Raw genomic sequence first — 17,424 nt, 5'->3', positions numbered from 1 at the left:
GTCGATAACCTTTAATCGACAGTCTCTAATCGGTAGCCTTTAAATAGCAATCTTAATCATTCAGTCTGCCTATCAGCTATAGCCTGTATTACTACTAGCGTCATTATGCTCTATTCAAATGTGGTCGCCCATTACCGTTTACTGTCCCTGTCAATACATCAAACGGTATCAACCACAAATGCGCATCACTTGAACCATCATCATTATCGGTATCAAGAGCTTGATGAATTTGCTGCTTGAGTGCCACTGGCTGCCTCTCATTTCCTAATACGGGATAAACCATCCAAACCTGCCCTGCTTGATAAGCCTGTGCATAGCTGGTCAATTGATAAGCATCGCTCGCGCTAATAGCATTGCTATGAGGTAAGTATTTCCATTTGATATCGATAACATGGCTGTAGTGACCTTTAGTCTTAGTCACTGTAGTCCTAGTCACTGCCCTATCATCCTGATCAGTATCACTCTGACCCTGGTAGTGATTATCAGACATTTGATATATCAGTAGGTCAGGTCTTATAGATAGACATGCCCGCCCTTCTGCATCGTTTAGCCAAACACTTTGAGTTTGATACAGGGGACGACAGTGATTACTTAATCGTTGGAACATCGATGCGATACGCTGACTTGCCCACTGCTCAAATGCTTGATTCATATCAATCAACAAACACAAGCGCATTTTAGGTCGATTTGGTTTGGTTGAGTCAACACCATAGCCTGCTGCAGCAGTTGACTGCCGTAATAACCAATAAGCCAAATCTACCAGTTGATGAGCAGCTTGCAGTTTTTGCCTTTGTAGTGGCAGAGTGTCTAGTTGCTTTGTTGCCTGAGTATATGTCGACGCTAGGCGCTGTATCTCACGTTGGTCGAGCGTAGGCAAGTGCTGCCACTGCTGCAAGAGCGTCGAATATCCAGATTGTAGAAATAAAGGCATCAAGTAGACTAGTGCGCTTTTTATCAATCGATTGGCCAGCATATCATGACTCAGCACACTGCTTTCACAGACAAATCGATGCGGCTGCGTGCTATTGCGCCTTAGCTGCTCTTTGATGAGCAGTCGCCCTTGTACTGAAGACTGATTTTGGACACGCTCCTGATAATGTTGGGTTGGTTGATAGTGCACTAGACGCTGTAAAAATTGTGTGATCAGCCAATCCGACAATGGTGGTGCTTCTATGGGTAGTGGCATTAACGGATTAGCGAATTGACCGAGATTTTTCATGTTGGGCAGCTTACAACTCTTTGGCCTATCAAGGCGAGTCAAGTCGGATAGCATGCCTTGTACCCAGTGACGCGTTTGAGCGATATCGTCGCTCTGAATGGATGTATTCAGCTTTGGTAGTAGCTCAAGCGTCATGCCACTAGGCAGTAAAATAACGCCTATATAGTGTCCGACCTTGAGCTGCCACTGTCCTTGCTTACGCTTGATGGTAAATACAGTAAACTCCTGCGCCATCAACCATTGAAAATCAGACACATGCAAAAAATCATATACGGTAAGGCGTTGATGCTCGAATACGGTGATGATATTGGTTTTGACGTTGTTTGCTTTAGCGTTCCTATGAGGCGTATAAGCACGAATGATATTTTCGTCATAGCCCTTATCATAGCCTTTTTGGTGGTATACGCTGTCGTTTATCATAATTCAGCCACCTTGCTAGTACAGACGCTGATAGATAGAAGGCTGGTTGAATTTACTAGTCTTTGCAATAAGGTCTGCATTGATTATGTAGCTGCTCATGTTCATGGATTGACTAAGAAAGCTGTCTTGCCCTGTGAACATATGGTTTTGGTTGGCCATAATCTGCTGATGACTCACCGAATCCTGTGATTTATTATTGATCAGCACATGGCTGTCATGAATGAACTGCGCGCTTATTGGCTGCTGCTCATCTTGAAAAATATACTGTAATATCGCAACTTGACCACCAGCAGCTTGTGCCAGTTGCGGAATAATCTGTTCGACTAAAACGGTTTGTAGTTGAGTCAAACTCTCAACTGATAATAAAAATGCATGCCCGAGATAAGCGTCTACTCCTAGCGTCTGTGTAATACGTGTATTGAGCCCCGTTAGTAATTTACCCAAGTCAATCGTGTCAGCCTCTACGCTATCAGCTGCGTTACGCTTACTACTAATTATAGGTAATAATTCAGGCTGCGGCGGACAATCGATAAAGCGAAAGCGTCGACGTAGTGCCATGTCGAGAGGCGCAAGCGAATGATCTTGAGTATTCATAGTGGCATAGATATCGACGTTATCAGGCACACTAAAAGCACGTCCTGAATATGCGAGATTTACTGTCATCGCATTTGGTTTGCCTGCACGCTTATCTGACTCAATCAAACTGAGCAGCTCGCCAAATACTCGTGAGACATTGGCGCGGTTGACCTCATCGATTAGCATCGCGTAACGCTGCTGAGGGTCACGCGCCGCACGCTGACACAACTTTAAAAATGCCCCATCTTGTACTGCGTAGCTCATTTGCATCTGATGAGCGTTACTATTGTTTACTTGGTTATTATTTACCTGGTTATTGTGTGCTTGGTTAGAGCCTGCCATGACAGGGCGAATCCCTTCAACAAACTCTTCATAACCATAGGCTTGATGGAAGCTCACCATACTAAATCGCTGCTGACCGATGTTTTGATTGTGCTTGGCTTGGTGATCACGCTGTGCCTGCTGGAACTCTGCTAGTTGCTGTGCCAGCTCATTCAGTAGCGTCATACTCTCAGGCAGTAAATACCATGCGCCGCTGTTGTCCTTATCAAAATAAGCTTGGCTGGCACGATTGTCGAAACTGACTGTTTTAGAGTCTACAGGACTATGTCTGCGCAGCTCTAGCCAAGCGGTACTCTCTAGGTTGTTCTCGCGAGCGTTTTGTGCAGCTTTAGTAATAAAAAATGGATGATCAACCAGCTCTCTGACCTTTACCAAATCCTGCTGCTCCGCGTGTAGGTCCAAAAATACCAAACACAGTACCTCACGCCAGCTTAAGTCCTGTAACAACTGCTCGAGCAGCTCTTCCCCATTGGTCTCAGGCAGATAATCAGTGTATTGCTTGGCGATTTGGAGCAGTCGATATGTTTTCCCCGTACCTGAGACGCCAGTATAGATAATGTTGGTTGGCTCAGGGGTAGACATATCAGACATAGCGGCATCCAGCATTGAAGCATTCATAAAATAATCATATCGTGTCATTATAACGCGGGTAACAAGCGTGAAGGTATCTACGGGTTAGCTGACTGTCTTGCTGTTTTATAAGCGCAGCAGTTCATGCTAATAATAGTCGAAAGGTAGCGGTTAATGTACCATAGTGTTTATAGTGGTTTTACGCACAGTTGCCGTTATCAAAAAACATCATTCGATTTATCTACATTAAGGAGTTTTGTATGTCAGGATTACTAAAAAACCTACCCGCCAAGCTAACCGGTAAACGACTAGCCAAAGTCTCTGACAACAAAAACCCACCCACCGAAACACCCAGCAGTACGCTGAAACCTATTAACAACCAATTTACCAAACTGCTATCTGTCACCAAATACCTACCTGCTGGTGCACGCTCAAGTATTTTGTCTAAAGCCTTTGGTAAAGTCGTGCCTTACGTAGGGACGACAGGTGTGTACTACGAAACCGTCGAACCAAACCAAGTGGTCGTCAGCCTCAACAATGTCAAAGCGGTACAGAACCATATTGGCTCTATTCACGCAGTAGCCATTACCTTGCTGGCTGAAACAGCAACAGGATTCATTTTGGGTTTAAACCTACCCTCTGATCGTATACTACTGATCAAATCCTACTCAGTTAACTTTTATCGTCCGATCAAAAAAGGTCAAATTGCGGCGGTGGCCAGTCTCTCTGATGAGCAGCGCTTGGAGATTTTAAATACACCAAAGGGTGAAATGGTTATTCCTTGCGTCATTGATGATCGTGAGTCTGACAGTGACCGCGACCCTATCGTAGTCGAGATGACTTGGGCCTGGATTCCAAAATCTGAGCTAGAAGCACGTCGCCAAGGCTCAGCAGACAAAACTGTAGAAAGTGAGACCGTTGATAGTAAATAACAAGTTGGATTGAGGTAACCTGTGCTATTTACTTCTTGTAATGCAGGTTACCTATTGGCAATCAATGAGATAAGTGCGCGATGTGAACATCGCGCACTTATCTCATTGATTGCCTCGCTGGTCGTCTTGTACTCACTACATCAGTCACCACTTCTCTATTTTTGCTTATTAGCTGTCTTGTCCAATCATTTGTATATTACCGAACTTAGACCAGTATTTCGTCATCCGCTACTGCGCTTTCCTTTGTGACTCGCAGCACCTCTTCTAACGTCGTTCGCCCCCCTATCACTTTACGTAGACCATCTGCGCGAATCGATGGCGTTTGTAGGCGCGCATATTCTTCTAGCTCATATTCAGCCGTATTGCTATGGATCATACGGCGCAATGTATCATCAATTGGCACGACTTCATATATCGCGGTACGACCTCTAAACCCTGACTGATTACATTTATCACAGCCAACGGGTTTCGGTAATTGAATGGGTGTACTGACTACTTTTTCAGTATTACTATCTGTATCTGACGCCATGCCAATTTCGGCAAAAAGCTTGGCTTGCTCCGTATCTGCTGCCTGCCAGTCATGACAATGTGAACATAAAGTACGCACTAAACGCTGCGCTACCACACCGATGAGCGAAGACGATAGCAAAAATGGCTCAACACCCATGTCTTGCAAGCGCGTCACTGCACCAATAGCCGTGTTGGTATGTAGTGTCGACAAGACCAGATGCCCTGTCAAAGAAGCCTGTACGGCAATCTCTGCCGTCTCTAAGTCACGAATCTCACCCACCATCACCACATCGGGATCTTGACGCAACATTGCTCGTAGACTTTTGGCAAAGGTCATATCTACTTTGTTATTCACTTGTGTTTGCCCGATACCGTCGAGCTGGAACTCAATTGGATCTTCGGCGGTCAAGATATTACGAGTTTGGTCATTCAGATCAGTCAATGCAGAATAGAGCGTGGTGGTTTTGCCCGAACCCGTGGGGCCTGTCACCAAAATAATGCCATGTGGGCGATGAATCAAACGTTTCAGCTCGGTATAGTCATTATCAGACAGCCCCAAATACGTCATGTTTAGGCGACCTGCTTGCTTATCTAGTAGTCGCATCACCACGCGTTCACCAAAGCTCGATGGCAGTGTCGATACGCGCACGTCCACTTCGCGCCCTGCCAATCGCAAGCTGATACGTCCATCTTGCGGTACACGCTTTTCAGCGATATCTAACTTTGCCATGACTTTGATACGCGAGACTAGTAATGGCGCCAATTGGCGTTTTGGCGTGATGATTTCTTTGAGCTCACCATCGACACGAAAGCGAACAACCAAGCGCTTCTCGAAAGTCTCTATATGGATGTCAGATGCACTTAGACGAATGGCTTCGGACAGTAATGCGTTGATCAGACGGATAATAGGCGCGTCGTCCTGCTGATCCATCAGGTCTTCAGTTTCGGGGACACTGTCTGCTAGGCTATCAAGGTCAGGATGATCTTCAAGACCAGCGGCGATATGCTGCGACTCTCCTGTGTTACCAGCGTAAGCGGCGTTCATACGTTTTTCAAAGTCATCTGCGCTGATACTTTCGTAAGTTGGCACGCTGCGGTTACCTTGCTGCTGCAAAAACCGCACCGCTTCATTAATTGCAGATAATGGTGTGGCTTTTGTCAGTACTAACGTCGGTGGCAATTCAGGGTCAATCGCGAGTATCGCCAAAATCTGATGGCGTTTCGCAAAACTGTACGGTAACTGCATCATAAAGACGACCTAATAAAAAATAGTATCAAAAACCAAATCATAGCCGAGCGTTGTAAACACCTTGTACACCACTGACCAAACCAAAAAGAGTGCAAGTAAGATTGGATGAGTTTGTTATAATAGCATTTTGTTTTAGACGCGTATTATTTTATGCGGTGGGCAATTTTGGCTATCACCATTCGCTTAAGGTTACGGTATATATAGGCATCGATTTTTTATTTTGCTGATGGTGCGCTATTATTGTCTATTCCACTTTTTAATATTATAAAGACGGCTCATGATATTTCGCTATAATCAATGTCATACCATGTAGGGGCGTTGCTCGGCAATGACTTGCCGTACTTGCGCCTATATCCCTTGTGTCTGAATTATCTTCAACCGATTATATCTACCTCGCCCGCTCGCCATTAGGATTTTTAGTTATGTCAGAGAACGTTAGCACTGCTACTCACCCGACACCACTTTTGCAAGATACTTTTACCGTTGGTAGTCGTACCTTTTCCTCCCGCCTATTGGTCGGTACAGGCAAATATAAAGACATGACTGAGACCGGAGAAGCCATCGCCGCTTCAGCAGCAGAGATCGTGACCGTTGCTATTCGTCGTGTCAACATTGGTCAAAATAGCAATGAGCCTAATTTGCTCGATGTCATTTCACCTGACAAGTACACCATTTTGCCCAACACTGCTGGTTGCTTCGATGCCGAAACAGCCATTCGTACGTGCAAGCTGGCTCGCGAGCTATTAGGTGGACATAACTTGGTCAAGCTTGAGGTATTGGGCGATGAAAAAACCCTTTATCCCAATATCACCGAGACATTGAAGGCAGCTCAGGTACTGGTCGATGATGGTTTTGAGGTCATGGTTTATAGCTCAGATGACCCTATCGTCGCGCAAGAGCTAGAGAGCATGGGCTGCGTCGCTATTATGCCACTCGGCAGCTTGATTGGTTCTGGACTTGGCTTACTGAATCGTCATACACTCAGTCTTATTATCGAAAACGCCAAAGTGCCTGTATTGGTCGACGCAGGGGTCGGTACGGCATCTGATGCGGCGATTGCCATGGAGCTTGGCTGTGATGGCGTCCTGATGAACTCTGCTATCGCCAATGCACAAAACCCAGTTATGATGGCACATGCCATGAAGCATGCAGTATGGGCAGGTCGTGCTGCGTTTTTCGCAGGTCGTATGCCAGTGCGTAAGATGGCGACTGCCAGCTCGCCGCAGACAGGGTACTTTTTTCAGTAAGCCTTTAAACTGAATTACATAAAGACCAATTATAAAATAATAAGACAGAAAGACTACTTGGTCAGCGCTCTGTCAGCTATAATTTTTTATTCATTATCGTCATAAAAGGATTTATTATGCGACTTCTCACAGCAGTCGACCAGTTGTTCTTACTTCTTGAGTCGCGTAAACAGCCCATGCATGTTGGCGGATTGTTTTTATTTGAATTACCAGAAGGTGCGGATAGTGATTTTGTCTATCAGCTGGTACAGCAAATGCAAAACTCTGATGTACCGCCAAGCTTCCCGTTTAATCAGGTGCTAGAGCATTTGGTGTTTTGGAAAAAAGACAAAGATTTCGATGTGGAGCACCATTTTCATCATGTCGCACTTCCAAGTCCTGGGCGTGTTCGTGAGCTGTTGATGTATGTGTCAAGAGAGCATGGACGGCTACTAGATCGGGCGATGCCTCTGTGGGAATGTCATATCATTGAAGGGATTGAGCCAGAGGTAGAAGGCGGTCCTGAACGATTTGCTTGGTATTTTAAGATTCATCACTCACTCGTTGATGGTATCGCTGCGATGCGTCTGGTCAAAAAATCCTTGTCACAGTCTCCTGCTGAGCCTGTCACGCTACCCGTGTGGTCACTGATGGCGCGCCACCGTAACCAAGTCAACGCTATCTTGCCTGCCGAAAGATCCATCAAAAAGATCTTAAAAGAGCAGATATCAACCATCAAACCAGTGTTTACAGAGTTGGTAGATAACCTCAAGAACTACGGTGATGAAGGCTATGTCGGTACGTTTGATGCGCCGATGAGTATCTTAAATAAGCGTATATCAGCATCGCGCCGAATCGCGGCGCAGTCCTATGATATACAGCGCTTCAATATGATTGCTGACAGACTCAAAATCAGTAGAAATGATGTGGTTCTAGCCGTCTGTGCTGGGGCTATACGTCGTTATCTGATATCCATGGATGCGTTGCCAAGCAAGCCTCTCATTGCTTTTGTGCCCATGTCACTACGCACTGACAACAGCATATCGGGCAATCAGTTGTCATTTATATTGGCAAACTTGGGCACGCATTTAGACGATCCGATGCGCAGAGTAGAGCTGATCCACCGTAGTATGAATAATGGCAAGCGCCGCTTTCGCCGTATGAATCAAGCGCAAGTCATTAACTACAGTATCGTCTCATACGCTTGGGAAGGTATTAATCTAGCGACTGGGCTGTTCCCTAAAAAACAAGCATTTAACCTAATTATTTCTAACGTTCCAGGCTCTGAGAAACCCCTCTACTGGAACGGCGCACGCTTACAATCGTTGTACCCCGCTTCTATCGTATTTAATGGTCAAGCCATGAATATTACCTTAGCCAGTTATTTAGATAGGATTGAGTTTGGCATTACTGCATGTAGCAAAGCCTTACCGCGTGTACAGGACATGCTGATGCTGATAGAAGAAGAATTGCAACTGCTTGAGACCACCAGTAAAGAGATGGCGTTTAAAGGCATTACTGTTGAAGACAAAAGTAGCTATAAGGATAAAACAAAAAAGCTGGCTCCATAACGGAACCAGCTTTTTGTTGTTTGGATAACAGCTTTTGCTTTTCAGATAATCAAGTGCTCATAGCTATCTGCTAGATAGTTACGCATTTAATCTCCGCTTAGATAGCGTCGCCCCAGATTGGCACGACTGTCTGCATCAATGGCTTTAGCAGCTTAACGTTACAAGCAAAGATAGAACCTGACGTCATAGAGTTGTGCGCGCCCGTGTGATCAACCACAACGCCGCGTGCTTCAGTCACAATCAGCTCACCTGCTGCGATATCCCAAGGCTTGATAGACATCTCAAAATAACCATCAAAACGACCAGCCGCTACATAACATAGATCAAGCGCAGCTGAACCCATACGGCGTACCTGACCACCTGCCTCAGATACTTTTTGTAAGCTCTCAAAGTGCTGTTTAGCAAAAGAGACCACTTCGCCATTACGCTTACGCTCAAGCGGATGACCGGTCGTAAAGAAACCACCATCGATCGTTTTGCGTTCGCTCACTTGCATACGGCGATTGTTCAAGCGTGCGCCTTTACCGCGGCTCGCTGAGAACATCTCATCACGGACAGGATCATAGACCACACCATGCTGTGTGACGCCTTTGTGCTGTACGGCGATAGATACACAGAACTGCGGTACACCATGTACAAAGTTTTTGGTGCCATCTAGTGGATCGATAATCCAGCACCAATCAGCATCTTCACCGCGACCTTCTTGCATACCAAACTCTTCACCCAAAAACGAATGATCAGGGTAGCTGGCTTTTAGCGTCTCGATTGTGAGCTCTTCGCTAAAGCGATCGATACGCGTGACCAGACCATCAAGTCCTTTAGACTCAATATCTAATTCAATTTTGTGGCGGTTTTGATGCGCATATAAAATCTCTTTACCAACTTTTTCAGCAGTACGCGCTGCGATGACGACCATGGGTTCCATAAATAACCTATTTGCTTGATGAATGAATATAAAAAATAAGACCAACTCTGTGCCCACAACATGCCAAACAGCCGCCGCATCACACCACATCTATGCGATTTAAAAACGTGCCTTTTATAAATAAAAATTCATAAACGACAATCGCATTATACTAAAATTGTTCGATAAAAACGAAAAAACCATTACGCTGACGATACCAATGTTTTGGTAGCCACAGACACTGCGCAAGTTGTAAAAAAGTTAGCACCTACGGCTAGCAGGCGTTTGCTCTGTTTAGAGAGCTAATATCTATGTCATTCAATGTATATTTAAAGTATTGAGTGACACAATCATAGAATGAAATAATCCGTGCTATGACAAGAGCTGCTTGAGCTGCCCTATCACACCAGCGACGTCTAGACCACAGTCTGCCAATTGCTCTGTTTGTGAGCCGTGAGCGATAAAGCGATCAGAAATACCTATATTACTAACTGACGGGCGCTGACGTTTGAAGGCTGTAGATTCATTGAGTAAATACTCATTTACCGCGCTACCTGCGCCGCCCATAACCATGTGCTCTTCTAGCGTTGCAATATGAGTTACCCCTTGCGCCAACAATCTTTCAATCATCGCCGTATCTAGAGGTTTTACCCAGCGCATATTGATCACATGTACCTGACACGCCAGCGTGGTGTCGATGGCTATGCTCTCAGCTGCTTGCTGTGCTGTTGCCACCATCGTACCAAATGCCAGTAATGCAAGCTTATGAGGCGCATCATCGTTGCCAATGACTGACTCGACAACCGCTTCACCAATTTTATAAATTTGTGCTGGTTGCTCGATAGCAGCGCCAGTACCCGTGCCACGCGGATAACGCACAGCAGTGCAGCCTTGGTATTCATAGCAGGTATTGAGCAGATGGTAGCACTCGTTCTCATCTTTTGGTGCTGCAATGATGACATTAGGAATACCACGCAAAAACCCAAAATCAAACACGCCAGCATGCGTAGCACCGTCTTCACCAACTAATCCTGCTCGATCGATGGCAAACATCACATCAAGATTTTGCAAAGCCACATCATGAATCAGCTGATCGTAACCGCGCTGCAAAAACGTTGAGTAGATCGCGACAATGGGTTTAACGCCTTGGGTTGCCATACCCGCAGCTAGCGTGACCGCATGTTGCTCAGCGATAGCCACATCGAAAAAACGCTCTGGGAAATGACGAGCAAAGTCAATCATCCCTGAGCCTTCTTCCATAGCAGGCGTAATTGCCAACAGCTTATTGTCCTCGTCCGCTTTATCACATAAGAACTTGCCAAATACTTGCGAGTACTTCAGCGTAGGTTTTGCATATTGTTTAGTTGGTTCTATAGACTCGCTTGGCGTGTCATCATGACTCTCGGCGGGTAGCTTACTAATCGCATGATAACCAACCGGATCTAATTCTGCTGGCGCAAAGCCTTTGCCCTTGGTGGTATATATATGTACCAAGACTGGGCCTTTGATCTGCTTTGCTAGTGACAATACTCGCAAGAGTTCAGGAATATCATGCCCATCGAATGGACCAAAATAGGTAAAACCAATGGCTTTAAATAAGTTATCTTCTAACATCGGTACGTCACGCATCTCTTTGTGACGTTTACGGCGATCAAATGCTTGCATATCAGGGCGCTTACACAGCACCGGCTTGCCCGTCTCAGAGATATCGACTTGGTAGCCTGACTCCCACAGCATTGCTAGATGTCGCGAAAACCCACCGATAGAACAAGATATCGACATGTCGTTATCATTTAAGATCACCAGTAGATCAGCGTCTTGTTGTACGGCATCGTTCATCGCCTCAAACGCCATACCGCCTGTCATTGCCCCGTCACCAATAATACAAGCAACCGTTTGTGCTCGGCCTTGATAGCGTAGCGCTAGACTCATGCCCAGACCTGCTGAGATAGAGGTCGATGAATGCCCCACGCCAAAAGTATCGTAAACAGACTCAGCGCGCTCAGGAAATGCCGTCAGACCATCTTTAGATCTAATGGTCGCCAACTGATCACGGCGACCAGTCAATACTTTGTGCGCATAGGCTTGATGCCCCACATCCCATACAATCTGATCTTGCGGCATATCTAGCAAATAATGCAACACGATGGTCAGCTCAATCACACCCAAATTAGCGCCAAAATGTCCCCCACTCTGACCGGCTGAATACAGCAAAAAAAGACGCAGCTCATCAGCTAGCGTAATTAGCTGAGCTGATGACAACGTATTCATATCAGAGGGAGAGTCTATCGAATCAAGCAATGGCGTATTAGGGCGTACACGTGGAATCACAGTATAAGTCTGCTGTAAGCTCGATAGCTGGGCAGCAGGATCAGATACTGATGCAGATAGGGACTGAGACTTTGGGGAGTGAGGTGACTGCTGCATAAACCGTACGATACCTACCAATCTGCTGACAAGACGTGCCTCTAGTATAGTTAAGACTACAACCAAGGAACGCCAATAATATCTACATCATTATTGATGTAATCGACCATATAATTATTCATGCAACTTTTACTTGTATATAGCTGCGCTACGTATACCATCAGCACACTACTACCAAGGTAGACCATGCTTTAAGACTACGTGTTTGATACTGCGTGGTGCGTTGATACTGTGTGCTTTACCGCTAGGGACTGTGTTATAAGCTATGTTAGAGACTGTTATTATGCCCTATTAGTTTGCATCAATATCGGATGTTAGTGACGACATAGTAATGTAAGGGTATAGACTTGTCACTGTATCCGTCAAAATAGTATGGCATAATAGCATTTTTTTTTAATTGTCGCTTTAATCATCGTGCGTCGTATGTGAACTTTGTGTGTTTTTATAATAAATACAATAAGCATGCGCTCTTTACGAACAGAGTATACTGATAATACCTTAGCCAAATTATATGGGTTAGGATATCGTCGCTCTTTTAATACAGACATCACAGACGCTTTACCGCCACGATTATAGGCTTATGCAGGACAGCAATGTCATATCAATTTATCACTAGTGCCAAATTACCAACTCGTCACGGCGAGTTTGATATTCATATCTTTGAGAACGACGAGGGTCAAGAGCATGTGATGTTGACTGCTGGTCTGTCTGCGGTCGATCAAAAGACTAGCAGCACGACTGTACAGCGCTCAAGTAATACTGACTCGGACTCTCCAATTCCACTGGTTCGTATTCACTCTGAATGTCTGACGGGTGATGCCTTTAGCTCATTGAAATGTGACTGTGGTCCGCAGCTCAATAGCGCGATGCAAGCGATACAAGAAGCTGGGTGCGGTGCTATTTTGTATCTGCGTCAAGAAGGTCGCGGTATCGGTCTGACCAATAAGATTCGTGCTTATGCCCTCCAAGACCAAGGACACGACACGCTAGATGCCAATCTTATGTTAGGACTGCCTGCTGATGCGCGTATATATGACATGTGCGGGCCAATGCTGGCACATATCGGCGTTGACGCTGTGAGACTCATCACTAACAACCCAAATAAGGTTGCTTATCTGACTGAGCACGGTATCGATGTCGTTGAACGTGTGCCCATGCTCGTTGGCGTCAATGACATGAATGCTGAATACCTAGCGACTAAACGCGATAGAATGGGACATCTGCTGGATCAAGACCTCAGTCTCGACAAAGACTTTAATACAGCCATACACCTGAATAAATAGACAGCTTATGAGTATTTCACATACAGACAACATGACAGACTTGCCCAAGATCGCCTCAGTGGCCACGCCAACCAACAGCGACATCATGCGAGTGCGTGAGTTTTTGGTTGATTTGCAGGCGCGTATTTGTGACTCTCTAGAAGCGCAAGAGCGTGATGGTGGCGGCGATGCCACCTTCGTCCCTGATAACTGGGAGCGTGCGGAAGGCGGTGGCGGTCGGTCATGCGTGTTGGCCGACGGCGCGGTCATCGAAAAAGCAGGCGTGATGTTCAGCCATATTCATGTCCACAATCTGCCAGCCTCAGCGACGGCACGTCATCCTAATATCGCTGGCCGCAAAGCCCAAGCAATGGGCGTATCACTGGTTGTCCATCCCAAAAACCCTAATGTACCGACCAGCCATGCCAATGTACGTCTGTTTGTGGCAGAAGCAGAAGGCGAAGCGCCTATTTGGTGGTTTGGTGGTGGTTTTGATTTGACCCCTTTTTATCCTGTTTTGGCAGACTGCGTGCACTGGCATCAGGTCTGCTACGATCTGTGTGCGCCATTTGGTGACAATATTTATGCTGATTTCAAGCAGTGGTGCGATGAGTATTTTCATCTGCGTCATCGCGATGAACAACGCGGTATCGGTGGCTTATTTTATGATGACGTCAGTACCGAGAGTCGCGGCTGGGACTTTGAGACTTGCTTTGACTTTATGAAAGCAGTTGGTAATGGTTATCTTGACGGCATCATGCCCATCTTTGAGCAGCGTAAAAATACTCCTTATACTGATGAGCAGCGTGAATTTCAGCTCTATCGTCGTGGTCGTTATGTTGAATACAACCTTGTCTACGATCGTGGGACGTTGTTCGGATTACAAAGTAATGGACGTATCGAATCTATACTAGTCAGTATGCCGCCACTTGCTAGCTGGCATTATCGCCTCGAGCCTGCTGAAGGCACGCCTGAGTTTGAGTTGACTGACTATTATCTGAAGCCCCGTAATTGGCTGGCATTAGAGGTCCATAAATAGTTCGTATTTGTCAGTACTTGCTATCATCATTATCAGGAGTTCTGTTTTTTTAGAGAACTTCCATCAAGTCAGCTGCAATAGCTGACTTTTTTCGTTTAAAGATTACTATTTATCGTGAACGTTATTGCGTTTTTATAGCAAAAAATAAAAGTATAAAAACAAAACAACTGAGCACTGAGTCCACACGTCTTAAATATCTTCACAATAACCTGAACGCTTACGAGGATATAACAACTATATCATCACCATTTTGCAGATAACGGCTACAATAAGAGAAGTTCTTTGACGGTCACTGTACATAAAAGAATTTTTGGCAGTATTTTTATAATAATATTTTAGGCAAAGTGAGCGTTTACAATGACGTCTGCGATTGGCCAAGTTTAAAGGAGTAAGTCATATGGCACAGGTTCACACCAACAAATCTTTAAAGTCTTTATTCGGCATCACCTTGATGGCAGCTGCATTAGGTTTAACCGCTTGTAGCAGTCCAGCAGATGATTCTGATATCAAAGCACGACAAGACAGTATGAAAAGCTGGGGCGATGCGATGGGCGTCATGGGTGATATGGTCAAAGCACCTGACACATTCGATGCTGCAGTGTTCAAAGAACAAGCCGCATTTTTGGCAGAAGACGCTTCAAGTCCTTGGAGTCATTTTGAAAACCAGGAATCTATGGGTAACGCGACTGAAGCCGTTTGGTCAAATGCTGATGGCTTCAGTGCTGAAGCCGATAATTTCCAAAAAGTGACTGCTGATCTGAGCGCTGCTGCACAGACAGCTACTAGCGCCAGTGACGTTCAGCCTGCTTTTGGTGAAGTGGGTGCAAGCTGCAAATCGTGCCACACAGAATTTAGAGCAAAAAATGACTAACGCTATGCACTCATAAAAAATAGCCAAACAAAAACCACCCTATCAAAGATAGCGTGGTTTTTTCGTTTTTGAAATTAAGTTTCGTCAGCCGCAAACAGTACATTGCGGACCACAGAGCGCGAGTCTGCTGATCCACCTAGCGAGCCTGATAGTATCCCTACAGCTGCCAAAAAAGCCGCTAGACGCATGTGAGCTGCAAAGGTTGCGCCATCCTTGTCAGAGGTCCATGTACTCATCAATGGGTCTGGAAACACAAAGACCACCACACCATACATGAGCACACCAAACATAAAAAACAGACAGATCAAAGTCAGCATCAGTGCGACATAAGTCGCTCCAGCCGTGACCACTGAGCTCTCTGACGTCTGCCCTCGCCGCGTGGATACTAGCCGAAAGGAAAAAGCGCGGTACAGTACAAACGTGGCTGCCAAAAAACTTGCTGCTACAAATATCATCAACTGACTATAAGAGACCGAGGCTGCAAAGTCCCAAGTCTCACCACCGAAGATGAGCACAATAATCACTGATAGCGCGGTTGCGATCATGGTTGGCAGTTTGGTAGCGATACGCAAAGGATTGGCGCGAATAGCCCCGCGAAGAATACGTGGAATATTACCGAAAGCATGCCGCATAATAAAAGCAAGTTTGCTGCCTTCAGAGTAACGATCGTTAGCCTCTCGCGGCAAGTTTTTACTCATTTGCTGATACTGTGTATTTGTGAAGTGCCGCATGGTATCAAGATCATGGGGCACTTGGACGCGTGCCATATAATTGGTTGGTGTGTCCGCGTAGTTGAGATTGAGTAGCCGTCCAAAACAATGCAGCATGAGGCTGGCTAAACGCTCGGTACGTAGCGCTGGCTTAGGAGTGCTGTCTTCTCCGTAGGCGATCAAACGGCGCGTTGAGATCACAGCGACATTGGTGATTTGTGAAGGAAGGGCTAAGAGATAGGACATCGACGCTGCTGCAACCTCTACGTCCGTAACGATAAGCAAAAAAGCGATTTTGCGTTCGGTTTTCTCATTAATGCCAATTTGAATGAAATCAAGCGCCAAATAACCGTTTTCGCTTGAGTTAAGACTAGGACCTACAAAAGAAAAGGATTCGACCTGTACCGCTAGATTCTGCTGGACGATCTGACTGAAGGTAGCGGTTGCCGCCGCCGTCAGTTCATTGAAAGCACCATCACTTTCTTGTCCAGCCATATCGAGCCTCATAATACCGACAGCGAGATTTCTATCGGTCACTGAGGGATGCAGCGGGTCAAATGAGAACTCTGTACCAGCCAAGCTACTCGGTCACCGGTTTGTTGGTTTCGTTAGTGTGGTTAGCGTCTTCACCTTGTTGCTCGTTTATTTGCTTAACAATAGACTTTACTGAAGGGTCGCTCAAATCTATCGTGCGGATTGGGAACGGGATATTGATGTCTGCTGCATCAAGAGCGTTTTTGATCTCGACGATCACTTGATGAATCGAGGTGACTTTGTTGGCCTGCGTGCCATCTTCGATGAACCAGCGTACCATCAGATCCATAGACGAGCCACCGAACCCTGTCGCAATCACGCTAGGTGTGGCCTTCTTTGACACGCTACTGACTTTGTCTAGCGCTTGCAGAATCTCAGCTTTTGCGGTTTCGATATCATCCTCATAACCAATACCAACCGCCACTTGTAGACGACGCTGTTTATAAGCAGTATTAACCGTCAATGCCGAGGTATACAGCTCCGAGTTTGGGATAACCACTTGCCTACCATCATACGTTTTAATGGTCGTTGCACGAATTTTGATATCTTCAACCGTACCTTCGTAGTCCCCTGAGACAATCTGATCGCCAATACGAAATGGCTCTGATATCAGTAATAAAATACCAGAGAGTAGGTTTTGGAAAATGTCTTTGAAGGCAAAACCAATCGCAACCGAACCGATACCAAGCGCACCGATGAGCTTAGCAGGCGTAAATCCTGGAATAGCAACGACCATGGCAATCATAAAGCCAATAAACAAAATAAGTGCCCCGCCTATCCGCTGGAACACCTTTACCAAGTTTTGATGACGCACGCGCGCGCCTAGTATTTTATGTACCACTTTTTTGAATACAATAGACAATAGCCAAAAAATACCCAGAACAATAAGCGCCGCTACAAAGTATGGAATGCGCTCGATAAAGCCGCTCGCCAAATCTTGCGTGGTATAGACCACTTGTTGATAGATGGTCACACCATCGGTTAGCGTGTTCGATATGCGACTCACATCAGGGGTGGGCATAAAGGGTTACTCCTATTATTGTTTTAGCGCGTGTTTAAGGG

The 17,424-nt window shown here is 45.7% G+C and carries 13 protein-coding genes; 6 read left to right on the top strand and 7 right to left on the bottom strand.

The features are described 5' to 3' along the window. Positions 1–103 precede the first annotated feature (103 nt). Positions 104–1,639 (bottom strand): McrC family protein, encoded by a 1,536-nt coding sequence (locus AC5JPT_RS10755; protein ID WP_493858083.1) that lies wholly within the window; start codon positions 1,637–1,639, stop codon positions 104–106. A 15-nt stretch (positions 1,640–1,654) separates the two neighbouring features. After that, positions 1,655–3,175 (bottom strand): McrB family protein, encoded by a 1,521-nt coding sequence (locus tag AC5JPT_RS10750; RefSeq protein WP_493858082.1) that lies wholly within the window; start codon positions 3,173–3,175, stop codon positions 1,655–1,657. 212 nt (positions 3,176–3,387) lie between these two features. Between AC5JPT_RS10750 and AC5JPT_RS10745 the strand changes: the two genes are divergently transcribed. Then, on the top strand, positions 3,388–4,059 hold the full coding sequence (locus tag AC5JPT_RS10745) for a DUF4442 domain-containing protein (RefSeq protein WP_493858081.1): 672 nt from the start codon (positions 3,388–3,390) through the stop codon (positions 4,057–4,059). Between the two features lie 205 nt (positions 4,060–4,264). On the opposite strand, the gene gspE is transcribed toward AC5JPT_RS10745, so the two are convergent. Further along, entirely contained in the window at positions 4,265–5,815 is a 1,551-nt protein-coding gene (gspE, locus tag AC5JPT_RS10740; RefSeq protein ID WP_493858470.1) for a type II secretion system ATPase GspE, read from the bottom strand. Positions 5,816–6,282: 467 nt separating this feature from the next. Between gspE and AC5JPT_RS10735 the strand changes: the two genes are divergently transcribed. Both AC5JPT_RS10735 and AC5JPT_RS10730 read left to right on the top strand, forming a co-directional pair. Beyond that, positions 6,283–7,065, top strand: coding sequence for a thiazole synthase (locus AC5JPT_RS10735; protein ID WP_493858469.1), 783 nt, complete (start codon positions 6,283–6,285; stop codon positions 7,063–7,065). 116 nt (positions 7,066–7,181) lie between these two features. Continuing rightward, positions 7,182–8,615 (top strand): WS/DGAT/MGAT family O-acyltransferase, encoded by a 1,434-nt coding sequence (locus AC5JPT_RS10730; protein WP_493858080.1) that lies wholly within the window; start codon positions 7,182–7,184, stop codon positions 8,613–8,615. 97 nt (positions 8,616–8,712) lie between these two features. On the opposite strand, the gene AC5JPT_RS10725 is transcribed toward AC5JPT_RS10730, so the two are convergent. Together AC5JPT_RS10725 and dxs are read right to left on the bottom strand one after the other, a co-directional pair. After that, a complete protein-coding gene (locus AC5JPT_RS10725) occupies positions 8,713–9,540 on the bottom strand; it encodes an inositol monophosphatase family protein (RefSeq protein ID WP_319051171.1) in 828 nt (275 codons plus the stop codon). A 351-nt stretch (positions 9,541–9,891) separates the two neighbouring features. Further along, the gene (gene dxs, locus AC5JPT_RS10720) at positions 9,892–11,946 is read right to left on the bottom strand and encodes a 1-deoxy-D-xylulose-5-phosphate synthase (protein WP_493858079.1); all 2,055 of its coding nucleotides are present in this window, start codon (positions 11,944–11,946) and stop codon (positions 9,892–9,894) included. Positions 11,947–12,539: 593 nt separating this feature from the next. On the opposite strand from dxs, the gene ribA reads away from it, so the two are divergent. The 3 genes from ribA to AC5JPT_RS10705 all read left to right on the top strand — a co-directional run bounded on the left by ribA (position 12,540) and on the right by AC5JPT_RS10705 (position 15,118). Beyond that, positions 12,540–13,229 carry a GTP cyclohydrolase II gene (gene ribA, locus AC5JPT_RS10715; protein ID WP_493858078.1) on the top strand — a complete coding sequence of 230 codons (690 nt, stop codon included), beginning with the start codon at positions 12,540–12,542 and terminating at the stop codon, positions 13,227–13,229. Between the two features lie 31 nt (positions 13,230–13,260). Next, the gene (gene hemF, locus AC5JPT_RS10710; RefSeq protein WP_493858468.1) at positions 13,261–14,247 is read left to right on the top strand and encodes an oxygen-dependent coproporphyrinogen oxidase; all 987 of its coding nucleotides are present in this window, start codon (positions 13,261–13,263) and stop codon (positions 14,245–14,247) included. A gap of 397 nt (positions 14,248–14,644) precedes the next feature. Beyond that, a complete protein-coding gene (locus tag AC5JPT_RS10705) occupies positions 14,645–15,118 on the top strand; it encodes a c-type cytochrome (protein ID WP_493858077.1) in 474 nt (157 codons plus the stop codon). 74 nt (positions 15,119–15,192) lie between these two features. On the opposite strand, the gene AC5JPT_RS10700 is transcribed toward AC5JPT_RS10705, so the two are convergent. After that, positions 15,193–16,323, bottom strand: coding sequence for a hypothetical protein (locus AC5JPT_RS10700; protein WP_493858076.1), 1,131 nt, complete (start codon positions 16,321–16,323; stop codon positions 15,193–15,195). 85 nt (positions 16,324–16,408) lie between these two features. Next, on the bottom strand, positions 16,409–17,383 hold the full coding sequence (locus AC5JPT_RS10695) for a mechanosensitive ion channel family protein (RefSeq protein WP_443525278.1): 975 nt from the start codon (positions 17,381–17,383) through the stop codon (positions 16,409–16,411). Positions 17,384–17,424: the final 41 nt, after the last annotated feature.

It is taken from the genome of Psychrobacter sp. H26 (assembly GCF_059073035.1).
The sequence above is the reverse complement of the archived record's forward strand: the minus strand, read 5'-3'. Positions and strand labels throughout refer to the sequence as shown.